The organism is Acinetobacter sp. WCHA29 (assembly GCF_002165335.1).
Lineage (GTDB): Bacteria > Pseudomonadota > Gammaproteobacteria > Pseudomonadales > Moraxellaceae > Acinetobacter.
Genome location: NZ_NHRQ01000004.1, coordinates 120,867 through 140,882, shown reverse-complemented (window position 1 = coordinate 140,882; position 20,016 = coordinate 120,867). Strand labels below are relative to the sequence as shown.

Annotated in this window: 17 protein-coding genes and 2 pseudogenes; 9 read left to right on the top strand and 10 right to left on the bottom strand. The window is 39.0% G+C overall.

The window, feature by feature from the left end; translation table 11 throughout:
- Positions 1–61: 61 nt before the first annotated feature.
- Both CDG59_RS04635 and CDG59_RS04630 read left to right on the top strand, forming a co-directional pair.
- Positions 62–1,051 (top strand): LysR family transcriptional regulator, encoded by a 990-nt coding sequence (locus CDG59_RS04635; protein ID WP_004663040.1) that lies wholly within the window; start codon positions 62–64, stop codon positions 1,049–1,051.
- 145 nt (positions 1,052–1,196) lie between these two features.
- A complete protein-coding gene (locus tag CDG59_RS04630) occupies positions 1,197–2,525 on the top strand; it encodes a hemolysin family protein (RefSeq protein WP_005157561.1) in 1,329 nt (442 codons plus the stop codon).
- A gap of 33 nt (positions 2,526–2,558) precedes the next feature.
- Here the strand turns inward: CDG59_RS04630 and CDG59_RS04625 are convergent, their stop codons facing one another.
- The 7 genes and pseudogenes from CDG59_RS04625 to CDG59_RS04595 form a co-directional block, all read right to left on the bottom strand.
- Positions 2,559–2,822: a ribosomal protein L7/L12 gene (locus CDG59_RS04625; RefSeq protein ID WP_087543902.1), complete on the bottom strand. Its 264-nt coding sequence runs from the start codon at positions 2,820–2,822 to the stop codon at positions 2,559–2,561.
- Positions 2,823–2,873: 51 nt separating this feature from the next.
- The gene (locus CDG59_RS04620; RefSeq protein ID WP_005157583.1) at positions 2,874–3,389 is read right to left on the bottom strand and encodes a hypothetical protein; all 516 of its coding nucleotides are present in this window, start codon (positions 3,387–3,389) and stop codon (positions 2,874–2,876) included.
- Positions 3,390–3,587: 198 nt separating this feature from the next.
- Complete coding sequence (cysN, locus tag CDG59_RS04615) at positions 3,588–5,201, bottom strand: sulfate adenylyltransferase subunit CysN (protein WP_087543900.1); 1,614 nt, start codon at positions 5,199–5,201, stop codon at positions 3,588–3,590.
- Positions 5,202–5,284: 83 nt separating this feature from the next.
- On the bottom strand, positions 5,285–6,193 hold the full coding sequence (gene cysD, locus CDG59_RS04610) for a sulfate adenylyltransferase subunit CysD (protein ID WP_004663051.1): 909 nt from the start codon (positions 6,191–6,193) through the stop codon (positions 5,285–5,287).
- 325 nt (positions 6,194–6,518) lie between these two features.
- On the bottom strand, positions 6,519–7,964 hold the full coding sequence (locus CDG59_RS04605; protein WP_087543898.1) for a capsule assembly Wzi family protein: 1,446 nt from the start codon (positions 7,962–7,964) through the stop codon (positions 6,519–6,521).
- A gap of 146 nt (positions 7,965–8,110) precedes the next feature.
- The gene (gene lysS, locus CDG59_RS04600) at positions 8,111–9,637 is read right to left on the bottom strand and encodes a lysine--tRNA ligase (protein ID WP_087543896.1); all 1,527 of its coding nucleotides are present in this window, start codon (positions 9,635–9,637) and stop codon (positions 8,111–8,113) included.
- A gap of 162 nt (positions 9,638–9,799) precedes the next feature.
- Positions 9,800–10,233: pseudogene (locus CDG59_RS04595) on the bottom strand (SRPBCC family protein).
- Between the two features lie 349 nt (positions 10,234–10,582).
- On the opposite strand from CDG59_RS04595, the gene rubA reads away from it, so the two are divergent.
- The 4 genes from rubA to oxyR all read left to right on the top strand — a co-directional run bounded on the left by rubA (position 10,583) and on the right by oxyR (position 13,950).
- A complete protein-coding gene (gene rubA, locus CDG59_RS04590; protein ID WP_004663059.1) occupies positions 10,583–10,747 on the top strand; it encodes a rubredoxin RubA in 165 nt (54 codons plus the stop codon).
- A gap of 83 nt (positions 10,748–10,830) precedes the next feature.
- Entirely contained in the window at positions 10,831–12,012 is a 1,182-nt protein-coding gene (rubB, locus tag CDG59_RS04585) for a rubredoxin reductase RubB (protein WP_087543894.1), read from the top strand.
- A gap of 81 nt (positions 12,013–12,093) precedes the next feature.
- Complete coding sequence (gene estB / locus CDG59_RS04580; protein ID WP_005157595.1) at positions 12,094–13,038, top strand: esterase EstB; 945 nt, start codon at positions 12,094–12,096, stop codon at positions 13,036–13,038.
- A 6-nt stretch (positions 13,039–13,044) separates the two neighbouring features.
- On the top strand, positions 13,045–13,950 hold the full coding sequence (gene oxyR / locus CDG59_RS04575; RefSeq protein ID WP_087543892.1) for a LysR family transcriptional regulator OxyR: 906 nt from the start codon (positions 13,045–13,047) through the stop codon (positions 13,948–13,950).
- 66 nt (positions 13,951–14,016) lie between these two features.
- Here the strand turns inward: oxyR and dusB are convergent, their stop codons facing one another.
- Complete coding sequence (gene dusB / locus CDG59_RS04570) at positions 14,017–15,039, bottom strand: tRNA dihydrouridine synthase DusB (RefSeq protein ID WP_087543890.1); 1,023 nt, start codon at positions 15,037–15,039, stop codon at positions 14,017–14,019.
- Between the two features lie 82 nt (positions 15,040–15,121).
- Here dusB and CDG59_RS04565 point away from each other — a divergent pair, with 82 nt between their 5' ends.
- Both CDG59_RS04565 and CDG59_RS04560 read left to right on the top strand, forming a co-directional pair.
- Positions 15,122–16,330 (top strand): DUF1615 domain-containing protein, encoded by a 1,209-nt coding sequence (locus tag CDG59_RS04565; protein WP_087543888.1) that lies wholly within the window; start codon positions 15,122–15,124, stop codon positions 16,328–16,330.
- A complete protein-coding gene (locus CDG59_RS04560) occupies positions 16,297–16,971 on the top strand; it encodes an HAD-IB family hydrolase (protein ID WP_087543886.1) in 675 nt (224 codons plus the stop codon). Before CDG59_RS04565 ends, CDG59_RS04560 begins: the two co-directional genes overlap by 34 nt.
- Positions 16,972–17,008: 37 nt before the next feature.
- On the opposite strand, the gene proB is transcribed toward CDG59_RS04560, so the two are convergent.
- Together proB and cgtA are read right to left on the bottom strand one after the other, a co-directional pair.
- Positions 17,009–18,142 (bottom strand): glutamate 5-kinase, encoded by a 1,134-nt coding sequence (gene proB, locus CDG59_RS04555; RefSeq protein WP_087543884.1) that lies wholly within the window; start codon positions 18,140–18,142, stop codon positions 17,009–17,011.
- 15 nt (positions 18,143–18,157) lie between these two features.
- Positions 18,158–19,378 carry an Obg family GTPase CgtA gene (cgtA, locus tag CDG59_RS04550; protein ID WP_087543882.1) on the bottom strand — a complete coding sequence of 407 codons (1,221 nt, stop codon included), beginning with the start codon at positions 19,376–19,378 and terminating at the stop codon, positions 18,158–18,160.
- A gap of 255 nt (positions 19,379–19,633) precedes the next feature.
- On the opposite strand from cgtA, the pseudogene CDG59_RS04545 reads away from it, so the two are divergent.
- Positions 19,634–19,951: pseudogene (locus CDG59_RS04545) on the top strand (transposase); the annotation flags it as partial.
- Positions 19,952–20,016 lie beyond the last annotated feature (65 nt).

Genomic DNA, 20,016 nt, shown 5'->3' with positions numbered 1-20,016 from the left:
ACGGCTTTAGTTATGTCATAATTCATCACAATTCAAAAATTTTATTTTCGGTATTTTTTTTATGAATCTGGAGCGGGTTGATCTCAATTTATTAATTTATCTTGATGTACTTCTTCGTGAAAAAAATGTCACACGTGCTGCAGAACAACTGGGTGTCACTCAGCCTGCAATGAGTAATATTTTACGTCGCTTACGTAATTTATTTAACGACCCTCTGCTCATTCGTTCTTCTGAAGGCATGACACCAACTGAGCGCGCACTTGAATTACAACCACGTATTCGTGATGCATTATCAGATTTGTCGATGATTCTCGAACCACGTACCGAATTTAGGCCTTATACTAGTACGCGCGTTTTTCGCATAATGACTTCCGATTATGCTGAAGCAACACTTGTACCTCGTCTTGTAAAAGCACTTCGCTCTGAAGCGCCAAATGTTGTACTGGACTTCTTAACCCCAAGTGATGTCTCTTATCGAGATATGGAGCAAGGCAAAGTTGATCTAGCCATTAACCGCTTCAATGAAATCCCACAAAGCTTCCATCAAGTTTTGGTATGGCGCGATAGTTTTAGCTGTATTTTAAATGATAAACACCCTGCCGTAACACATCTCAACCTTAAAAGCTATTTAGATGCTCAACATATTTGGGTTTCTAAAACAGGTATGGGTGTTGGCTTTGGTGTAAATCCAGATAAACAAGCAGGACTTGGTTGGATTGACCAAGCTTTGGAACGAATTGGTCAACGTCGTAAGATTTCAGTTTTTACTCGCCACTATCAAATGCCTGCACTTTTAGCACAAAATGTTGATCTAATTGCAACATTGCCAACACGTATGGCCCGTTTGCAAGCACAAAATCCTCGTCTTCTTATTAAAGACCCTCCTTTTTACATTCCAGAATTTGAGCTTAAAATGGCTTGGTGCCCATTGCTACACCATCATCCTGCACATCGTTGGTTAAGACAACTTATCCTCTTTGTAGCACGCCAAATGATCGAAGAAGAAAATCGTGAGTTTCTTTTAAATAATTCACAATTTTCACAATACTAAAATATTGCTTTGTAACAATATGATTTCCTCTACGGATATGCTTGTTTCATAAGCAAAATTGTTATACTGAGGTAATACCCAATTACCTCTCTTCTTTTTTTATGTTACAACATATTCATAATAAACGATGAACCACAGGTGATGTGTGAGTCTCTTCCAAAATATTATTGTCATTATTCTGCTCATAACTGCGGCAGGTTTTCTCTCGCTCACTGAAATTGCACTTGCTGGCGCACGAAAAGTTAAATTAAAAATTTTGGCTGAATCTGGTGAAATTCGAGCACAAAAAGTTTTAGATTTACAGGAACAATCTGCGGACTTTTTTGCAGCCTCACAAATCGGTTTAAATGCTGTTGCTATCTTAGGCGGTATTTTAGGTGAAGCAGCTTTTCGCCCATTTTTTGTAGAAATGCTTAAACAGTTTTATGTAGGCCCTTGGCTAGAAACGATTGGTTTTGCTTTATCTTTCACTTTGGTAACTTCGCTTTTTATTTTGTTCGCGGATCTAATGCCAAAACGTTTGGCAATGATCGCCCCAGAAAAAATTTCCATTCGCGTTATTGAGCCGATTCAAGTTTTTATCAAGATTTGCAAGCCTTTAGCTTGGGGAATCAATGCAATTGCAAACTTATTGTTCCGGTTATTTAAAGTAAATACCATTCGTGATGACAATATTACGTTTGATGATATTTCTGCGGTTATGGATGCAGGCGCACAGGCAGGCGTTCTGCAAAAGCAGGAGCACCATTTTATTGAAAATGTGTTTGAGCTGGAGGAACGCACAGTTCCGTCCAGTATGACGACACGTGAAAATGTGGTTTATTTCACTTTAAAAGAAAATGAGAACAGTATTCGCCAAAAATTAGCCGAATATCCCTACTCCAAGTTTTTAGTTTGTAATGAACAAATTGACCAAGTCATTGGTTATGTTGATACCAAAGATATTTTGGTGCGTATCTTAAACAATCAATCCCTCCTTCAGCTTAATGAATCAACAATCCGTACTGTTCTTATTATTCCAGACACATTAACACTTTCAGAATTACTAGATCGCTTCCGTTCAACCAAAGAAAAATTTGCGGTCGTTATTAATGAATATGCCTTGGTGGTTGGTGTGATTACACTCAGCGACATCATGATTACTGTGATGGGTGATTGGGTCACACCAATGGAAGAAGATCAACAAATTATTAAGCGTGATAATCACTCATGGCTGATTGATGGTAGCACCCCAATTGAAGATGTGAAACATGTATTGGAAATTGAAGAATTTCCTGAAAATGAAAATTATGAAACGATTGCTGGTTTCATCATGTATCGTTTACGCAAAATTCCACGTCCAGCTGATGCAGTAGAATATGCGGGTTTTAAGTTTGAGGTAGTTGATATTGACCATTATAAAATCGATCAATTACTGGTCACTCAAATTATTCCCAGCTTAGAAAATGAACCGCCTTCAACAACAACTGAATAACTCATAAAAATTAAGCCCTTTGAAGGGCTTAATTTATCTGGTCAAAAACCAAACTAAAATCACCAATATGAAGAAAATCAAAATAAAGATTTGGATTCCACCACGACTGCGTTGGGCTAACTGCTCCTGAATTAGCGCTTGTTCTTGTGGATGTTCTTTTAAATACCGTTCGACCAAGTCTTTGGATTCTTTCAACCCAAGACCTGTTTTCTCACGAGTAATTTTGATTGCATCGATCAACTGACCTGCTCTTAAAGCGTCTAGAGCCTCATGTGGGATCTCTATATTCAAACTCATAAATTTAACATCCTTGTTATTTATAATAATTTATTTGATTTCGTAGAAAATTTAATTTCCACCATATAGTGAAATTAATTGATCTAATGTAGCTTGATAATGAATTGCAATATCTTCTGATAGGATTTTATACGCACTATCGAACTGAACCATTGGCCACCCTTCTTTCCAAAATGGAAAGATGTTATGCAGATCATGAGTCACTATTGAATCTTCACGCACAATTGCTTGAGCAACCTGAGACAGAACTTGAGCTGTTTCAGCTCCATCAATCGCAAGATAATCAATACCTCGCACTTTTAAAATACGAATACGATCTTTTTTATAACGAATTTTTTTAGCTTGTCCAGAATTTAAACCTAATGCAAGTGTTACTGCTTCTACAAATTTATCTTCAAAACTTGTATTCAGTGCAACCAAAGCTTGCTTGTGCGCTTCTTGACGCCCAGCCTTACCCCCATTACGGATGATTTCGTTCGCTTCTGCATCAAGCTTATCTTTTTTCATAGACTGTAAAATGTCTAAAATTTCGATATCACTTAAATATTCAGGAGTTTGCTCAGTCATGGGAGTCCTTAGACAATAATTCAAAGAACTATTGTCTCATAAAAGACCTTTCAAAACAGAATAAAAAAATATCAGCCCGATATATTTATCAGTATTTTAAATTAAATCGAAGAATCAAAAACCTTCAAAGATATAAATTTCGAATTTATAAAATAAAAAAGCCTGCATGAGCAGGCTTTTAGAAGTCAGTCCAAGCTATTAAAGACGAACTAACTCCACGATTTTTTCAGCTGCTTCTTCAACTGTTTCAGCATTAATATCGGTATCTGTACCATCAACAGTTGTCGTGATCACCACTACACCTGTTTCTCGCAATAAAACAATTTGCTCAGTCGTTAAACCAACTTTTGCAATCGCAACCACACCTTGTTGAATCAACAAACTTTCCAAAGCCTGAGCCTGTTCAATCAACTGAGCAGAAACACCAATCACTGCAGGTTTCTGACCTAAACGAGCCGCACGATCTTCCGCAGTCACAGGATTGCTATGCGCTGTCCATTCAACTGCAGCTTCAATCATCCCCGCACCAACAGTAACGTTGCTTAAGCGGTCAATAAAGATCAATGAACCCGTATAACGGCTGTCTTGATATTGGTCAAATACCACTGGAGCATCAAACTCAATTACAAGATCTGCAATTGCATTTAACTCAAGCTCTTCAACTTGAGTATGTTCAAGTGTATTTACGTTGACACGGTAATTGATCGCACTGACTTTTGCAGGAACAGTTTGCGTACCGATTTTAAGGTTATATAGTTTACCTTTCACTAGTGGATGTTCATTCATCCATACAACAGATGCACGAACACTACGCGAAATAAGCGGTTGTTCACCTGCACGAACTAAAACATTACCACGTGAAATATCAATTTCATCATTTAACGTTAAAGTAACCGCTTGACCTGCACTTGCTTGTTCAAGGTTTCCATCAAAAGTGACAATTTCTTTCACCGTTGATTTTTTACCTGATGGCAATGCAACAATCTCATCACCGACATTGATTTCACCCAGCGCAATCGTACCTGCAAAACCACGGAAATCAAGATTTGGACGATTCACATACTGAACGGGGAAACGGAATTCTTTTTTGTTTGAATCACGCTTGATTTCCACTGACTCAAGAATGCTCATCAAGGTTTGACCATTGTACCAAGGCGTGCTTGCTGATGGATTCACCACGTTATCGCCATTCAATGCCGAGATTGGCACGAATACAATATTTTCAGGACGGCGATTTCCTAACTGGCTTAAGAATGCATCATATTCAACTTGAATTTCGTTGAAACGAGATTCAGAGAACTCAACCAAGTCCATTTTATTGATCGCAACAACGATATTTTTAATACCAAGTAAACTTGCAATAAAAGTATGACGGCGAGTTTGCGTTTGCACACCATAACGCGCATCAATCAGGATAATCGCAAGATCAGCCGTTGATGCACCTGTTGCCATGTTACGCGTATATTGCTCATGTCCTGGCGTATCAGCAATGATGAACTTACGCTTTTCTGTAGAGAAATAACGATAGGCTACATCAATCGTAATCCCCTGTTCACGTTCAGCTTGTAAACCATCAACCAGTAAAGCAAGGTCAGGAGCATCTCCTGTTGTACCTACTTTTTTACTATCACGCGTTACTGCTTGTAATTGATCTTCATAGATCAACTTTGAATCATAAAGTAAACGACCAATTAGCGTTGACTTACCATCATCGACGTTACCGCAAGTCAAGAAGCGCAAAAGGTCTTTATTTTCGTGCTGTTTTAAATATGCCAAAATATCTTGGCTAATAAGATCTGATTGATGAGACATTGCTCAAAACTCCACAAAATTTGAAATCTAATTTTGTAATTTCCCTACATCCCTCTTTTAACAGAGGGACTTGCTTAAGGAAATTAGAAATAACCTTCCTGCTTTTTCTTTTCCATTGAGCCAGCTTCATCATGGTCAATCATACGACCCTGACGCTCTGAACTGGTAGCCAAAAGCATTTCTTGGATAATTTCAGGCAATGTATCCGCCTCAGACTCAACTGCACCTGTTAATGGGTAACAACCAAGTGTACGGAAACGTACCGATTTCATTTGAGGAACTTCACCTTCCTTTAAACGCATACGCTCGTCATCGACCATGATTAACGTACCGCTACGCTCCACAACTGGGCGTACAGCCGAGAAGTAAAGAGGAACAAGTTGAATATTTTCTAAGTAAATATATTGCCAAATATCTAACTCAGTCCAGTTAGATAAAGGGAAAACACGAATACTCTCACCTTTGTTCACTTTACCATTGTAAAGATTCCAAAGTTCTGGACGTTGGTTTTTTGGATCCCAACGATGCTTCGTATCACGGAATGAATAAACACGTTCTTTCGCACGTGATTTTTCTTCATCACGACGTGCACCACCAAACGCAGCATCAAACTGATATTTATCTAATGCTTGTTTTAAACCCTGAGTTTTCATGATGTCTGTATATTTTGAACTACCATGATCAAATGGGTTAATGCCTGCATCACGACCTTCTTTGTTCTGATGTACGATCAAATCAAAGCCATGAGTTTTTGCCATGTTGTCACGGAATGTAATCATGTCTTTAAACTTCCAACCTGTATCTACATGCAGGAGTGGAAAAGGAAGCTTAGCAGGATAAAATGCTTTCAAGGCAAGATGTAACATGACTGCTGAATCTTTACCAATTGAATAAAGCATCACTGGATTTTCAAATTCAGCTGCAACTTCACGAATAATATGAATACTTTCTGCCTCAAGTTGCTTGAGGTGAGTTAATCTATTTTCAGTCATGTACATATCCCCCCTTATCAATGTTACCCATAAAATCTATAAGTGGTATTAAACCACCACTTGGAAGACCGTGTGGAGGAACGAGTATCATAACAACTCCAATTTTTCGTGATATCGATATTCTTACTAGTGGACAAATGAGCAATCTAGTAAAGTTTATCCATTATAATAATTTAGAACGGCTTCTTTAGCTTGTTTTTTCATATCAATATGCAAAATTGTGATATGCATAGCTCGAAAAGAGAAGAATAACTGTTAAAAATAACATGAAATTAAATTAAACAAAAAAGAAGCCGAATTCGGCTTCTTATCTATTTAGTTAAGATTAGAAACGGAACATATTTTTTTCTAATGGAATCTCAACGCCAACAGAAATACCACCATCATTACCATTGAGATCAGAGTCACTCACCCAACCATTAATTTTCAATGGAATCGTTGGCTTTAAATAATGTGTCCATGTTAAATCTAAACCTTTTAAGGTGTCTTGTTTTGGGAAAGCCTCATTAATTAACAAGTTAGATTCATTCACTTGGGCATAAAGTACACGTCCACTTAGACGATTCATCACATCAAAACGAATATCGCCACCAACAGAATATGTTTGCCCATCACCACCAATTGCATGTCCTAATGGGAAACCGTGCTGGTAATAGCCGTCTTTATAAATAGTATGGGCATAAGAAATACGTCTTACCTCGCCATTGGTACGCGTGTCAGCCCATTCTGCATATAATTGATATGGCATATCTTTATAAATTGAAGAAAAATCTGCACCACCGAGGTACATATATTTTGCAGGTAATCCACCAGCTTCATCTTCACCAATAAACTGACCATACAAACTGACTGGAACGTTCAATAAAGGTTGTAAAAATAACCGACCATCAAATCCTGCAATCTGATTAGAAGGATCTTCTTTACCAGTACCGCCATTGTCTTTTGTTCCTGTAATGGCATCCCAAAGTGAACTTAAACTTTCAGGTCGACCATCACCTCCCCATTGAATGGCACGTGAAGCACCAATTTCTAATGCTGGAAATGGACGAGCTGTTAAACGTAAACCAATTAATTTAGCATCAGGTACAGCTTTGTAATCATCTAACTGGCCTGCAAAAGCCTGATATTGCCAAGGTCCAATCCATGATAACCATTTTGATTCAAATGCATTTTGATTTGCTCTTTGAACAGTCACCCCATAAACAGGACGACTAGCATCACCACGAATCAAACTTCCATCATGTCCAGGACCCCAATAAATAGGGATTTGGCCAGCAATTAACCATTGATTCCAAAGCTTTCCTGCAATATATGAACCTTCAACATTGGCATCATGACCATTATCAATTAAAGGATCTTTTTCCCCATTAACACGTAGTTTTGCATCCCAGCTTTCCCCACCCGCATTAAATTCAACAGCTGCTTGATATTGTGATTTTTGATTCTCACCAAATGTTTGAGGAATAGTTTTTAAATCAGTAGCCGCATGCAAACCAACTTTTACGGTTTCATTATCGGCTTGAAGTGCACTCTTTACAGAATTGATGACTTTTTGCTGTGTATTATTTGCCACTTTTGCTTGCAACAAAGCTCGTTGAATTTCATCACCACTCAACGGCCAAGTTGAAGTACTGATTTGTATAACACCTTGCTGATTTAACCAATTTAAGTCAGTGCGTAAGTTTGCATCATTCAATACAAGCCCTTGTGCAAAAGTAGCAGCTGAAATAGCCGAAAATAATGCGATATAAAGCGATTTTTTTACAAACATACCTTAACTGGTCTCAAATTTATTCATTAGCACATCATCGTTTTTTTATGCTTTTTTTTCAATCATCAAACCAAACAATTACATTTCTTAACCAACAAATAAAAAGCCACTTTTAAAGTGGCCTTTTATTAATAATAAGTGAGTAATTAATCTTTACGGCGCATGTGTGGGAATAACAATACATCACGAATACTTGGCGCATTAGCAAATAGCATAACCAAACGATCAATACCAATACCTTCACCTGCTGTTGGCGGTAAACCGTATTCTAGTGCTTCAATAAAGTCCGCATCGTAATGCATTGCCTCATCATCACCAGCATCTTTTTCTTCAACCTGTGCTTGGAAACGCTCAGCCTGATCAATTGGATCATTTAACTCAGAGAAACCATTGGCTAACTCACGACCACCAATAAAGAACTCAAAACGATCGGTAATGTGTGGATTATCATCATTACGACGAGCGAGTGGTGAGGTTTCAGCTGGATACTCTGTAATGAATGTTGGTTGACGAAGTTTAGTTTCAACAGTTTCTTCAAACACGATTGTTTGTAATTTGCCTAAACCGAAACCAGGCTTCACTTTTTCTTTCAACACATCTTGAGTAAATTTAGCCAAGAACTCACGATCATTTACATTTTCAGGCGTAAAGTCTGGATTGTGCTCAAGAATGGCGTCAAACATTGATATTTTCTTGAATGGACCTTTGAAGCTATACACCTCATCACCATAAGGCACATCGGTAGAACCTAAAATGTCGACTGCCAATTTCTCAAGCATGTTTTCAGTCAATGCCATCAAGTCTTTATAATCAGCGTAGGCTTGATAAAACTCGATCATGGTAAATTCAGGGTTATGACGTGTTGACACCCCTTCATTACGGAAGTTACGGTTAATTTCAAACACACGCTCAAAACCACCCACTACAAGGCGCTTTAAATAGAGCTCTGGCGCGATACGCAAATAGAGTTCCATATCCAATGCATTATGATGTGTTACGAATGGTTTTGCAGATGCACCACCCGGGATCACATGCATCATTGGTGTTTCAACTTCCATGAAACGTTCATTGGTTAAGAACGCACGAATACCTGCAACCACTTTGGCACGAATTTCAAAAGTCTTACGTGTTTCTTCGTTGACGATCAAATCTAAATAACGCTTGCGATATTTCGCTTCTGTGTCCGTTAAACCGTGGAATTTATCTGGAAGCGGACGAAGTGATTTGGTTAATAATTCAAATCCTTCAAGGTGTACATATAAGTCACCTTTGCCAGAACGTCCGATATAACCTTCAGCGGCAATAATATCGCCAAGATCTAAGCTTTTAATCGTTTCTAAAACGTCTGCTGGCAAACCTTTACGATCTACATAAAGTTGGATACGACCTGTCATATCTTGGATCACAATAAATGACCCACGGTTCAACATGACACGACCCGCGACTTTTACATAAACTTTTTCAGCACCTTCGATTTGTGCTTTATCTTGATCTTTAAATTGTTCCTGTAAGTCACCTGTATAGTGCTCACGTTTAAAGGTATTCGGCCAAGGACTTTTACCGCTTTGTTTAGCAGTCTCTTGGATTTGCTTTAACTTGGCATGACGCTGTGCGATTAAATCGTTTTCGGAAAGTGTTTGTTCAGAAGTCGATTGAGCGTTTTGTTGCGTCATCTCTGCCTCGATTTAAGTAAAATTGAAGTGGCATAGAATAGCAGATCAAAGCCCATTTTCGCACCATTTCAGTCACACAATCGTGAAAAAAGCAAAGATTTATCAACTTCAAAGCGAAAATAATACTTTTATCTTGCAATAAATATGTACTTAAAATGATTTCTATTGCTCAGCGAGTTGTTTAACCAAAGCTAACCCTTTTTCAAAACCTTGATTTATCATTTCAATATATTGGGGTTGAATATCCACTTCTACATAGAGTTGAGTAACGTCATCCAAATCAAATAACATGTACTTTTCTAATGCACCTGCCCAAGATTTTACATCGTCACTTTCAGTATCTTCCTCTCCATCTTGAATCATCCCGATATGTTTAAAAATAATCACATTCGGCTCATCTAAACGTTCGATTGTTGAAATCATGCCCCCCTTATCATCATAGAAATAGGTTTTACCGCCTACTTTCTAGTCTGATCGTATGGTCGAGTTGCAAGAAAAAATTGGGTCCAAGCTTGGTAACTTTCTTTTTGCCATAATATTTCCCACACTTTTTGCTTCGAAGCCTTAATTTCAATACCGTAAGATAAAGTCTGCATTTTAGTTTTCTCCATAATTTTGGTGTTATTTTTGATCTTTTAATTTTAAATGGTTACTTTTCAACCATCTTATATTTATACTTTTACTGTTTTTAAAATGCGATAGAGATATACAGATCCATAAAAAATTAGAGTAATTGCTCAAATAACAAGACTTTCAGAACAAATTGCCATTCCACTTTCTACATAAATGATTAAACTCTTGCATTTGCTTTACTTAAATGGAGTTCTGCGTAAAAATCTAACTCCTGATTAACACAAGTTTGTTGTATTACAGCGATCGTAGCGACATTATGGAATAGTTTTACTGAAAGGCAATTTGAGCATACCTATCAGTTTGGAGAGTCACATGAAAAAATATCAATGTATCGTTTGTGGGTGGATTTACGACGAAGCAGATGGTTGGCCACAAGACGGCATTGCAGCAGGTACCAAATGGGAAGATATCCCTGATGATTGGACTTGCCCAGATTGCGGCGTTTCAAAAGCTGATTTTGAAATGATTGAAATCTAAATAGATCTAAAAGACCGTGATCATGATCATGGTCTTTTTTTTCCTATCGTTTGTTTTTATTGAAAGAAATACTGGAGAATATAATGCATCCTATCGTCATCATCGGATCGGGCATGGCAGGCTATACTGTTGCACGTGAGTTTCGCAAACTCAGCCCAGAACAAGAACTCGTTATGATCTGCGCAGATGATGCGGTAAATTATGCAAAACCAACATTATCTAATGCCTTTGCAGGGAATAAAGCACCTGAACAAATTGCCCTAGGTGATGCAGCTAAAATGGCAACGCAACTGAATATGCGCATTGAAGCTGAAACCTTGGTGAAAGAAATTAATGCTGAACAACATGAAATCACTTTAGAAAAAAATGGTGAAATTTTCACTCAACCTTATTCAAAACTGGTCCTTGCAGTAGGTGCAAACCCAATTCGTTTAGCAATTGCTGGTGATGGTAGTGATGATATTCATGTCGTGAACTCCTTGATCGACTACCGTACGTTCCGTGAAAATTTAGCAAAGCGTAAAGATAAACGCGTTGTGATTCTAGGCGCTGGGTTAATTGGCTGTGAATTTGCCAATGATTTATTACATAGCAACTACGATGTCACCGTAATTGATCTTGCACCACAACCACTTGGTCGCTTGCTACCAAATCACGTTGCTGAAGCATTTAAAACAAACTTAGAACAAGCGGGTATTAAATTCGCATTGTCGACCACTGTTGAAAAAGTAACCAAAATCAATGATGGTGAAGATTACCAAGTGACTTTGGCAACAGGTCAGACTTTAATTGCAGATATCGTTCTTTCAGCGATTGGTTTACAGCCAAATATATCTTTAGCAAAAGCTGCAGATATTCAAACAAGTCGTGGCATCATTACCAATACCCTATTGGAAACCAACCAGCCTGACATCTATGCGGTGGGTGACTGTGCAGAAGTGAATGGAACATTACTGCCATATGTCATGCCAATCATGCAACAAGCACGTGCATTAGCAAAAACACTGAGCGGGCAAAGTACTGCTGTACACTACCCTGCAATGCCTGTTGCGGTAAAAACACCTGCTGCACCATTGACTGTATTACCTGCACCAATTGGTGTGGACGTGAATTGGGAAACTGAAGAGTTTGAAGATGGTATGCTTGCTAGAGCAGCAGATGATGAAGGTACATTGAGAGGTTTTGTGCTTTTAGGTGCGACTGCAAGCAAACAACGTTTAACTTTAACCAAACTTGTTCCAGACTTGATTCCAGCACAAGTTTAAGGTTTAAATTAGAGTCTGTTAAGAAAGAAATTTCTAGCAGACTCTAATTCTATAAAAAGAATTCAATTCGGAATGAATGCCATGAACAGTGCTTTACAATTTAATGTGTCACCTTATGCTCCATTTATGCAAGAAACCAAAGTCACTTTAGGTAATGGTATTGAACTGCATGTTGAAATGGGCGGCAATCCAGAACACCCAACAATTCTGTTGATTATGGGTTTAGGTGCTCAAATGCTGTTTTGGCCTGACTTCTTTTGTAAATCATTGATTGATCAAGGCTTCCGCGTTATCCGTTTCGATAATCGTGATATTGGTTTATCTTCAAAAATTCGTGAAAAAAGAAAACGCCTCAATACCATGAAACTCATGAGTCGCTTCATCATTGGGCTTGGTAACGAAGGTGCACCTTACACTTTATATGATATGGCTGATGATGTTTCGATGTTAATCGACCAATTGGGGCTTGAAAAAACATATCTCATAGGCGCTTCAATGGGTGGCATGATCTCTCAAATCGTAGCAGCGAAATATCCAGAAAAAGTTGAGAAAGTAGGATTATTATTTACCAGTAATAATCAACCCTTCCTGCCACCGCCGTTTCCAAAACAACTTTTCAGTTTATTAGGCAAACCTGAAGCACATGACGAAGATGCGATTGTGAATCATAGTTTGAAAGTATTTCATATTATTGGATCACCAGGTTATGTGAATCAAGTTGAAGCAATTCAAACCATTCGTAAACTATATCGCCGTAGTTTTTACCCAGCGGGTGTACTTCAACAGTTTTTAGCAATATTATGTACAGGTTCTTTGTTAGCATTGAACAAAAATATTACTCAACCGACTTTGGTTGTACATGGTTCAAAAGATCGTTTATTACCACCAAGTCACGGGAAAGCTGTTGCAAAGGCGATTTCTGGTGCTAAATTTGAATTAATTCAAGGAATGGGGCATGATATTCCTGCTCACTTCATTCCACAACTTAGCGGTTTGTTTGCTCATCACTTTAGATCATCACACTAGGACTCTATGGCTGCATTACCCTCATTAAGACAGCTATCGTATTTAGTTACGTTGTCAGAAACTTTACATTTTACTGAAGCTGCGCGCCGTTCATTTGTCACTCAATCTACTTTGTCGGGTGGTATCATGGAACTAGAGCGCCTCTTAGGTGGCGTCCTAGTTGAGCGTGATCGTCAAAACGTTCGTTTAACCCCATTAGGCGAACAAGTCGTTGCACGTGCACGAGTATTACTTGCCGATGCACAAGATTTAATGCGCCTAAGTAGAGAAATGAGTGAACCATTAACAGGTGATCTACATCTCGGTATTATTCCTACGATTGCACCATTTATTTTGACTCAACTACTTGATGAAGTGCATCGACAACTGCCAAAGATTCAGCTTCATTTACATGAAGCTCAAAGTGAGAAAATCGTAGAAAAGCTAGAACACGGCAATTTAGATATGATTGTTCTGGCGCTTCCTTTTGACACTCGTGGATTAAAAGTTGCAGAAATTGCAAAAGAAAATTTATTTGTTGTCTACAATAAAAATGACAACAATGCTGAGAATGCAAACTCACTAGATGATTTGGACTTATCGCGTCTCATGCTACTCGAAGAAGGTCATTGTTTACGAGATCACACCTTAAGTGCCTGCCCTGTGGGTGAGCGCAAAAATGATCATCGTTTAAAGGCAAGCTCTCTTCCAACTTTAGTGGAAATGGTGTCGTCAAATCTTGGCTTTACACTGCTACCCGAAATTGCCTTGAAAAACAGCATGATTCATTTCAATGAAGAAATTGCAGTAAAATCAATTGAAGATGCCCCGAACCGCACATTGGCATTGGTGACACGAAAAAGCACACCATTGCAAAGTGAATTTGATGTGATCTTTCAAATTCTGCAAAAAATCACTGCACATTTAGAGTAATCGGAAGCCTGTAATGAAACTCATCCATCATTACAGGCTTTTAAACAAATAAAAATAGCATCACTATTAAATGTCTAGTAAATTGACTTGTTCAACTTCCACATCACTCATACGCTGCCCTAGATCAAGCAATTGATCAAAATATGCTTCTACAACCTTGGCCTGATCAGCAGTACTCTCTACTTTATACATACTTTGGCGAAATTCATTACTCGAACGCAAGCCTTTGGTGTACCAAGCAATATGCTTGCGCGCAATACGACAACCAGAATATTCGCCATAGAATTGATATAATTCTGATAAATGCCCTAATAGCACAGCTTTGACTTCAGCAATATCAGGCGCTGCCAAGTGTTTACCTGTTTTTAAGTAATGTGCTATTTCCCGAAATATCCATGGTCGACCTTGTGCAGCACGTCCAATCATAATCGCGTCTGCGCCAGTATAGTCTAGGACATATTTAGCTTTCTCAGGACTATCAATATCACCATTGGCAATCAATGGAATATCAATCAGTTCTTTTACCTGCTTAATCAGCTCATAACGTGCTGTATTTAAATACATATCTTCACGCGTACGACCATGTAAGGCTAAAGCTGAAATTCCTGATTCTTCAGCACGTTTTGCCACACGCAAAATATTTTCATGACCATTTAAAAATCCTAGTCGGGTTTTTAAAGTCACTGGCACATCCACGGCCGCAACCACCGCATCTAGAATTCGGGCTACTAAATCTTCATCTTGTAATAATGCTGAACCTGCCAACTTGTTACAAACCTTTTTGGCTGGACAACCCATATTGATATCAACGATTTGTGCACCGTTAGCGACTTGGTAACGAGCAGCTTCCGCAAGTTGCTCTGGGTCAGAACCCGCAATTTGTGCTGAAATTGGCGCAAGTTCGCCATCAAAATTTGCCCGATATAAACTTTTCTTACTCATACGTAAGGTTTTATCAGCCGTCATCATTTCACTTACGGCATGACCTGCACCAAAATATTTACATAGTGTCCGAAAGGGTCTATCTGTTACGCCTGCCATAGGTGCAACAATCAAATTATTTGACAGTTGATATGAACCGATATACATATATATTCTTACAAATTCTGAGCAACATAGTATACTTCATTCGCCCATTTGACTCATCTTTTTATGTGGTGTTGTTCTGATTATGAATAAATCTTTCCCTACTCGTCCTTTATTAAAAATTATGGGCATCCTCACTGCATGTCTCAGCTTAACAGCTTGTGGAGATAAAGCATGGTGGTCTAATGGTAAAGAACCAGAAATGGAAGCAGAACAAATTAAGAAAGTCATTCCAGCGCGTGTGAATGACCGACAGTCCTGGGCACAGGATATTTTTGACATTATGCAGGAACTCAGCATTCCAAAAACCAAGCAGAACGTATGTAGTGTGGTTGCTGTGGTAGATCAAGAATCCAACTTTGTTGCTGATCCAGCCGTCCCAGGACTTGGAGAAAAAGCAGTACAAGAAATTAATACTCGACTCAAAGAAAAATTTGAAGCAAAGTTGGGTGAAACCATCGGCGGAACAATTGCAGGCTATTTTGAGGACGTACTCAAAAATCAACCGTCTCCAGAAAATAATTACATGAGTCAAATGCGTAAAGTTAAAACGGAGCGCGAGCTGGATTTGCTCTACCGTGAGATTTTCGACTACATGTCAAAACATTATCATGTCAGTGCATTAACGGGTGCAGCGAAACTCGTTGGACAAGATATCGGGGAAAAAATGAATCCGATTACGACATTGGGTTCAATGCAGGTCCATATTAATTACGCCAAAGAACATAAACGCCAAAGTGGTAGTATTGCCGAATTGCGTAATGATCTATATACCCAATATGGAGGTTTATACTATGGTATTCATCGATTAATGGAATATCCTGCTGATTATGACAAAGCAATCTATCGCTTTGCAGACTACAATTCTGGTGTTTACTCAAGTCGAAATGCAGCGTTTCAAAGCATGTTAAATGCACTCACCAAGACTGAAATCAGTCTCGATGGTGATCTATTACTTTACAATAAAGATGGCGATGTGAAATCAAACCAAAGCCAAAGTGAAAAAGAGCTCATCGCTGTTTTTGCTCAAAATAATATTTTAGTGACACCACGCCAAATTCGTGATGATTTGAAAAAAGAGAAAGAGAAAAAATTTGAAGATACTCAAACTTATTTAGCTGTACAAAAGCTATATCAAAATAAAACCAAAAAAGAACCAATTTATGCAACCATGCCACAAGTCGTTATTTCAGGACCAAAACTGAGTCGTGATTACAATACAAACTGGTTTGCAAGCCGTGTAAATGGACGATATGAGACATGCATGCAAAGAGCCAAACGCATAAAACTATAAATCTTGCTTTATTTGACTTTGATGGCACGCTCTATCCTAAAGATAGTTTTACGGGGTTTATTTTCTTTACCCTATCAAAGCGTCACATTGTAAAAAAAGGCTTAACCATACTCCCTTGGATTCAAGCCTATTATTTACGCTTATATCCTGCACATGCGATGAGACCTCGACTATTTCAAACGATGTTTGAAGGTATCTCCGCCACATTTGTAGAAAATTTGGTTGATGAGTATGCGCAAAAATTATTAAAACAATTAGATCCAGCTTTACTAAAGCAGCTTTATCTCCATCAACAGCGTGGTGATCATATTGTTCTTGTTTCTGCGTCAGTCGATTTATATTTAGCACCAATCTGTGAATTGCTTAATATTGAGTTGATTTGTACTCAAACAGAAATTAAGAATGGTACTTTAACAGGTCGTTATCGCTCTCAAGATTGTAGCCGTGAACAGAAAAAATTACGGATTTTGCAACAATACAATTTAGAAGACTACCAATATATCTATGCTTATGGAAATAGCGAAGAAGATCTAGATATGTTGTCATTGGCTGACCACCCGTACATGATGGGAGAAAATAAATCACTTCCAGAATTAAAATTTGAGGCACTAAGAGTTAGTCCCAATATAGAACGAACGTAAAAAAGCTCGCCTAAGCGAGCTGTTTTTATATTTGTATTTAGTAAATTGCCATGTGGTCTCGATGAATCATTTCTAAAGAACGAGCCTCACCTAAAACTTGGTAGACTTTCTCAGAAGGTAAACCCTTCACCATTTCTGCTGAACGAGAACTAAAATTCACACGACCAACAGCAATACGAGCACCATTCTTATCAACACATTCAACCACATCACCGCGATCAAAATGACCTTCAATCGCTTTCACACCAACAGGCAATAAACTACGATGCTTCAGTTTAATCGCTTCAACAGCACCATCATCTATCACTAAACGACCTGCGGTTTGCAAATGAGCTGCAAGCCATTGTTGATGAGCGGTCACACGGTCATTATCTGTGGTAAATAATGTTCCCAACATTTCACCAGCCATCAGGCGAGCAAGCACATTTTCACTTTCACCACTAGCAATTAAAGTAGGACAACCAGATTTCGCTGCAAGACGTGCTGCACGAACTTTAGTCACCATACCGCCACGCCCAAGTACACCGCCACCGCCTGCCATTTCAAACAGGCTGTCATCCAGCGCCCGAACCGCAGAAAACAGTTTAGCATTTGGGTTGCTTCGAGGGTCAGAGTCGAACATGCCCTGCTGATCTGTCAAAATAATCAACAGCTCAGCCTGAACCTGCCCCGCCACCATTGCGGCTAAAGTATCGTTATCACCAAAACGAATCTCATCGGTAGATACGGTATCATTTTCATTAATGACAGGAATCACACGCCAATCGATCAAGTTCTGCAAAGCATCACAAGAGTTGAGGTAACGACGACGATCAGCAAGATCATCATGCGTGAGTAAGACTTGTGCTGTTTGAATCCCATGTTGATCCAATACGCTTGACCACGTATGGATTAAACCCATTTGGCCAATAGCAGCACAAGCTTGCAAACTGGGTAAATCAGTGGGTCGACTCGCAAGTTTCATGCGCACCATCCCTTCCGCAACCGCACCTGAAGACACTAAAATAATTTCGTGCCCAGCATTGTGTAGATCCGCAATTTGTTTCGCCCAATGCGAAATTGCATTTAAATCTAGACCTTGCCCATTTGCAGTGAGTAAAGATGATCCGATTTTAACAACGATTCGTTTACACGCATTGAGCTGACGTTGCCCATCGACCACTTCTATCATTTTTTCCTCGGTTCACTAATCACGAACGTAAATGCTTTCTACGCCGCCTTCATCCTCATCGTCATCAAAATCATCTTCATCGTATTCTAAGCCAGCTTCACGCTGAGCCTTACGCATAGCACGATAAGCTTCTTTTGCTGCGATGGTTTGTTCACGTGTCTCAGCCTCAAGCTGCTCACGGAATGCTTTCATTTCTGCTGCATACTCAGGATCTTCAACTTCACGCTCACGCTGTTGCTCGATCTGATCCATTAAGTAATAAACAACTTCTTTCGTCCCTTCCGACATCAAACCAGAAGTTTTAAATACAGGACCTTTCCATTGCAATTCATCAAGAATATGCTGACACCACTCTTCTCTTGATTCTTCAGGAAGTTGGTCAAGTTTGTTCAAGACAAGAACCACAGGGAGCTTTGCCAAAGTTGGTGAGAATTTCACTAACTCACCCAAAATTGCTTTGGCGTTATGCGCTGGATCTGAACCATCAATCGGTTGAACATCAACAATATGCAACAGGATACGAGTACGTGCCAAATGCTTAAGGAAACGAATCCCAAGACCCGCACCTTCTGCTGCACCTTCAATCAGACCTGGAATATCTGCCATCACAAATGAACGGTGACGATCTGCATCAACCACCCCAAGATTAGGAATCATTGTGGTAAATGGATAATCCGCAACTTTTGGTTTTGCCGCACTGACTGCACGAATAAACGTTGATTTACCTGCATTTGGCATACCCAACAAGCCAACATCTGCAAGTACTTTCAACTCTAAACGTACTTCTCGGTATTCACCTTTGATACCATGAGTGCATTTACGTGGAGAACGATTCGTTGAAGACTTAAAGTGTGTGTTACCTAAACCACCATCACCACCATTGGCTACTTTGACACGTTGACCATCAGCAACCAAATCACCAATAATATCACCAGACTCAATATCAACGATGGTTGTACCTACAGGTACTCTTAAAACAACATCTTCACCACCGCGACCTGAACAGTTTGCACCACGACCATTTTTACCACGTTCAGCACGGAATCGACGCGTATAACGATAATCTACGAGCGTACCTGTGTCATCATCGGCTTGGATATAAACACTTCCACCACGTCCCCCGTCTCCACCATCTGGACCACCAAAAGGGATAAATTTTTCACGGCGAAAACTGGCTACGCCATTGCCACCGTCGCCAGCCTCTACGGTTATGACTGCTTCATCAACAAAGCGCATGTGCCAATCCTCTAAATTCTTAAAAGCTGACTATTTTGCCACATTTTAATAAATTTCTCGAATAGATTTACTCAGCTCTGCATGAATTTTATTAAGCAATCAATCAACTTCTTTAAAAAACTCAAATAAATCTGCTTTTTAATTATTTTTCACATAATTTCGGCTTTGTTGCACAAACCTATCTGTACAGGCTTTTTCATCGATATAATTTTCAAATGAAGAAGCCTACACACAAAATCTACCGCACAACCAATTGGCCTGCGTCTACTGATAGACTCTACAGGCATGAAGTTTCTAGCTAAGGGCGAATGGAAACGCAAGAAACATGGACCTGAATATCGTCGTCAATGGCGTAAACTGCATATGGGCATAGACGCTAAAATCCTACAAATACGAGCAGTCCAGCTTACAACCAATAATGTCAGTGATTCACAGGTGCCTAGTGATTTACTTAATCAGATTCCACAAGATGAGCAGATTGACTCTGTTTATACCAATGCAGCTTATGATACCAAGCAATGCCGTGAGGTCATTGCAGATCGGCAAGCGCATGTGGTGATTCCACCTAGAAAAACGGTAAATTAAAATACAATATTTTAGATATACCTAAGTATAAAAAAAGGAGCTTTAAATCAGCT

Bases quoted from the DNA above. Each gene is read 5' to 3' on its own strand.
- oxyR (WP_087543892.1), top strand. From the start codon at position 13,045: ATGGCTGCATTACCCTCATTAAGACAGCTATCGTATTTAGTTACGTTG.
- CDG59_RS04605 (WP_087543898.1), bottom strand. From the start codon at position 7,964: ATGTTTGTAAAAAAATCGCTTTATATCGCATTATTTTCGGCTATTTCA.
- lysS (WP_087543896.1), bottom strand. From the start codon at position 9,637: ATGACGCAACAAAACGCTCAATCGACTTCTGAACAAACACTTTCCGAA.
- rubA (WP_004663059.1), top strand. From the start codon at position 10,583: ATGAAAAAATATCAATGTATCGTTTGTGGGTGGATTTACGACGAAGCA.
- estB (WP_005157595.1), top strand. From the start codon at position 12,094: ATGAACAGTGCTTTACAATTTAATGTGTCACCTTATGCTCCATTTATG.
- CDG59_RS04560 (WP_087543886.1), top strand. From the start codon at position 16,297: ATGCATGCAAAGAGCCAAACGCATAAAACTATAAATCTTGCTTTATTT.
- CDG59_RS04635 (WP_004663040.1), top strand. From the start codon at position 62: ATGAATCTGGAGCGGGTTGATCTCAATTTATTAATTTATCTTGATGTA.
- cysD (WP_004663051.1), bottom strand. From the start codon at position 6,193: ATGACTGAAAATAGATTAACTCACCTCAAGCAACTTGAGGCAGAAAGT.
- CDG59_RS04565 (WP_087543888.1), top strand. From the start codon at position 15,122: ATGAATAAATCTTTCCCTACTCGTCCTTTATTAAAAATTATGGGCATC.
- rubB (WP_087543894.1), top strand. From the start codon at position 10,831: ATGCATCCTATCGTCATCATCGGATCGGGCATGGCAGGCTATACTGTT.
- proB (WP_087543884.1), bottom strand. From the start codon at position 18,142: ATGATAGAAGTGGTCGATGGGCAACGTCAGCTCAATGCGTGTAAACGA.
- dusB (WP_087543890.1), bottom strand. From the start codon at position 15,039: ATGTATATCGGTTCATATCAACTGTCAAATAATTTGATTGTTGCACCT.
- CDG59_RS04620 (WP_005157583.1), bottom strand. From the start codon at position 3,389: ATGACTGAGCAAACTCCTGAATATTTAAGTGATATCGAAATTTTAGAC.
- CDG59_RS04625 (WP_087543902.1), bottom strand. From the start codon at position 2,822: ATGAGTTTGAATATAGAGATCCCACATGAGGCTCTAGACGCTTTAAGA.
- cgtA (WP_087543882.1), bottom strand. From the start codon at position 19,378: ATGCGCTTTGTTGATGAAGCAGTCATAACCGTAGAGGCTGGCGACGGT.
- cysN (WP_087543900.1), bottom strand. From the start codon at position 5,201: ATGTCTCATCAATCAGATCTTATTAGCCAAGATATTTTGGCATATTTA.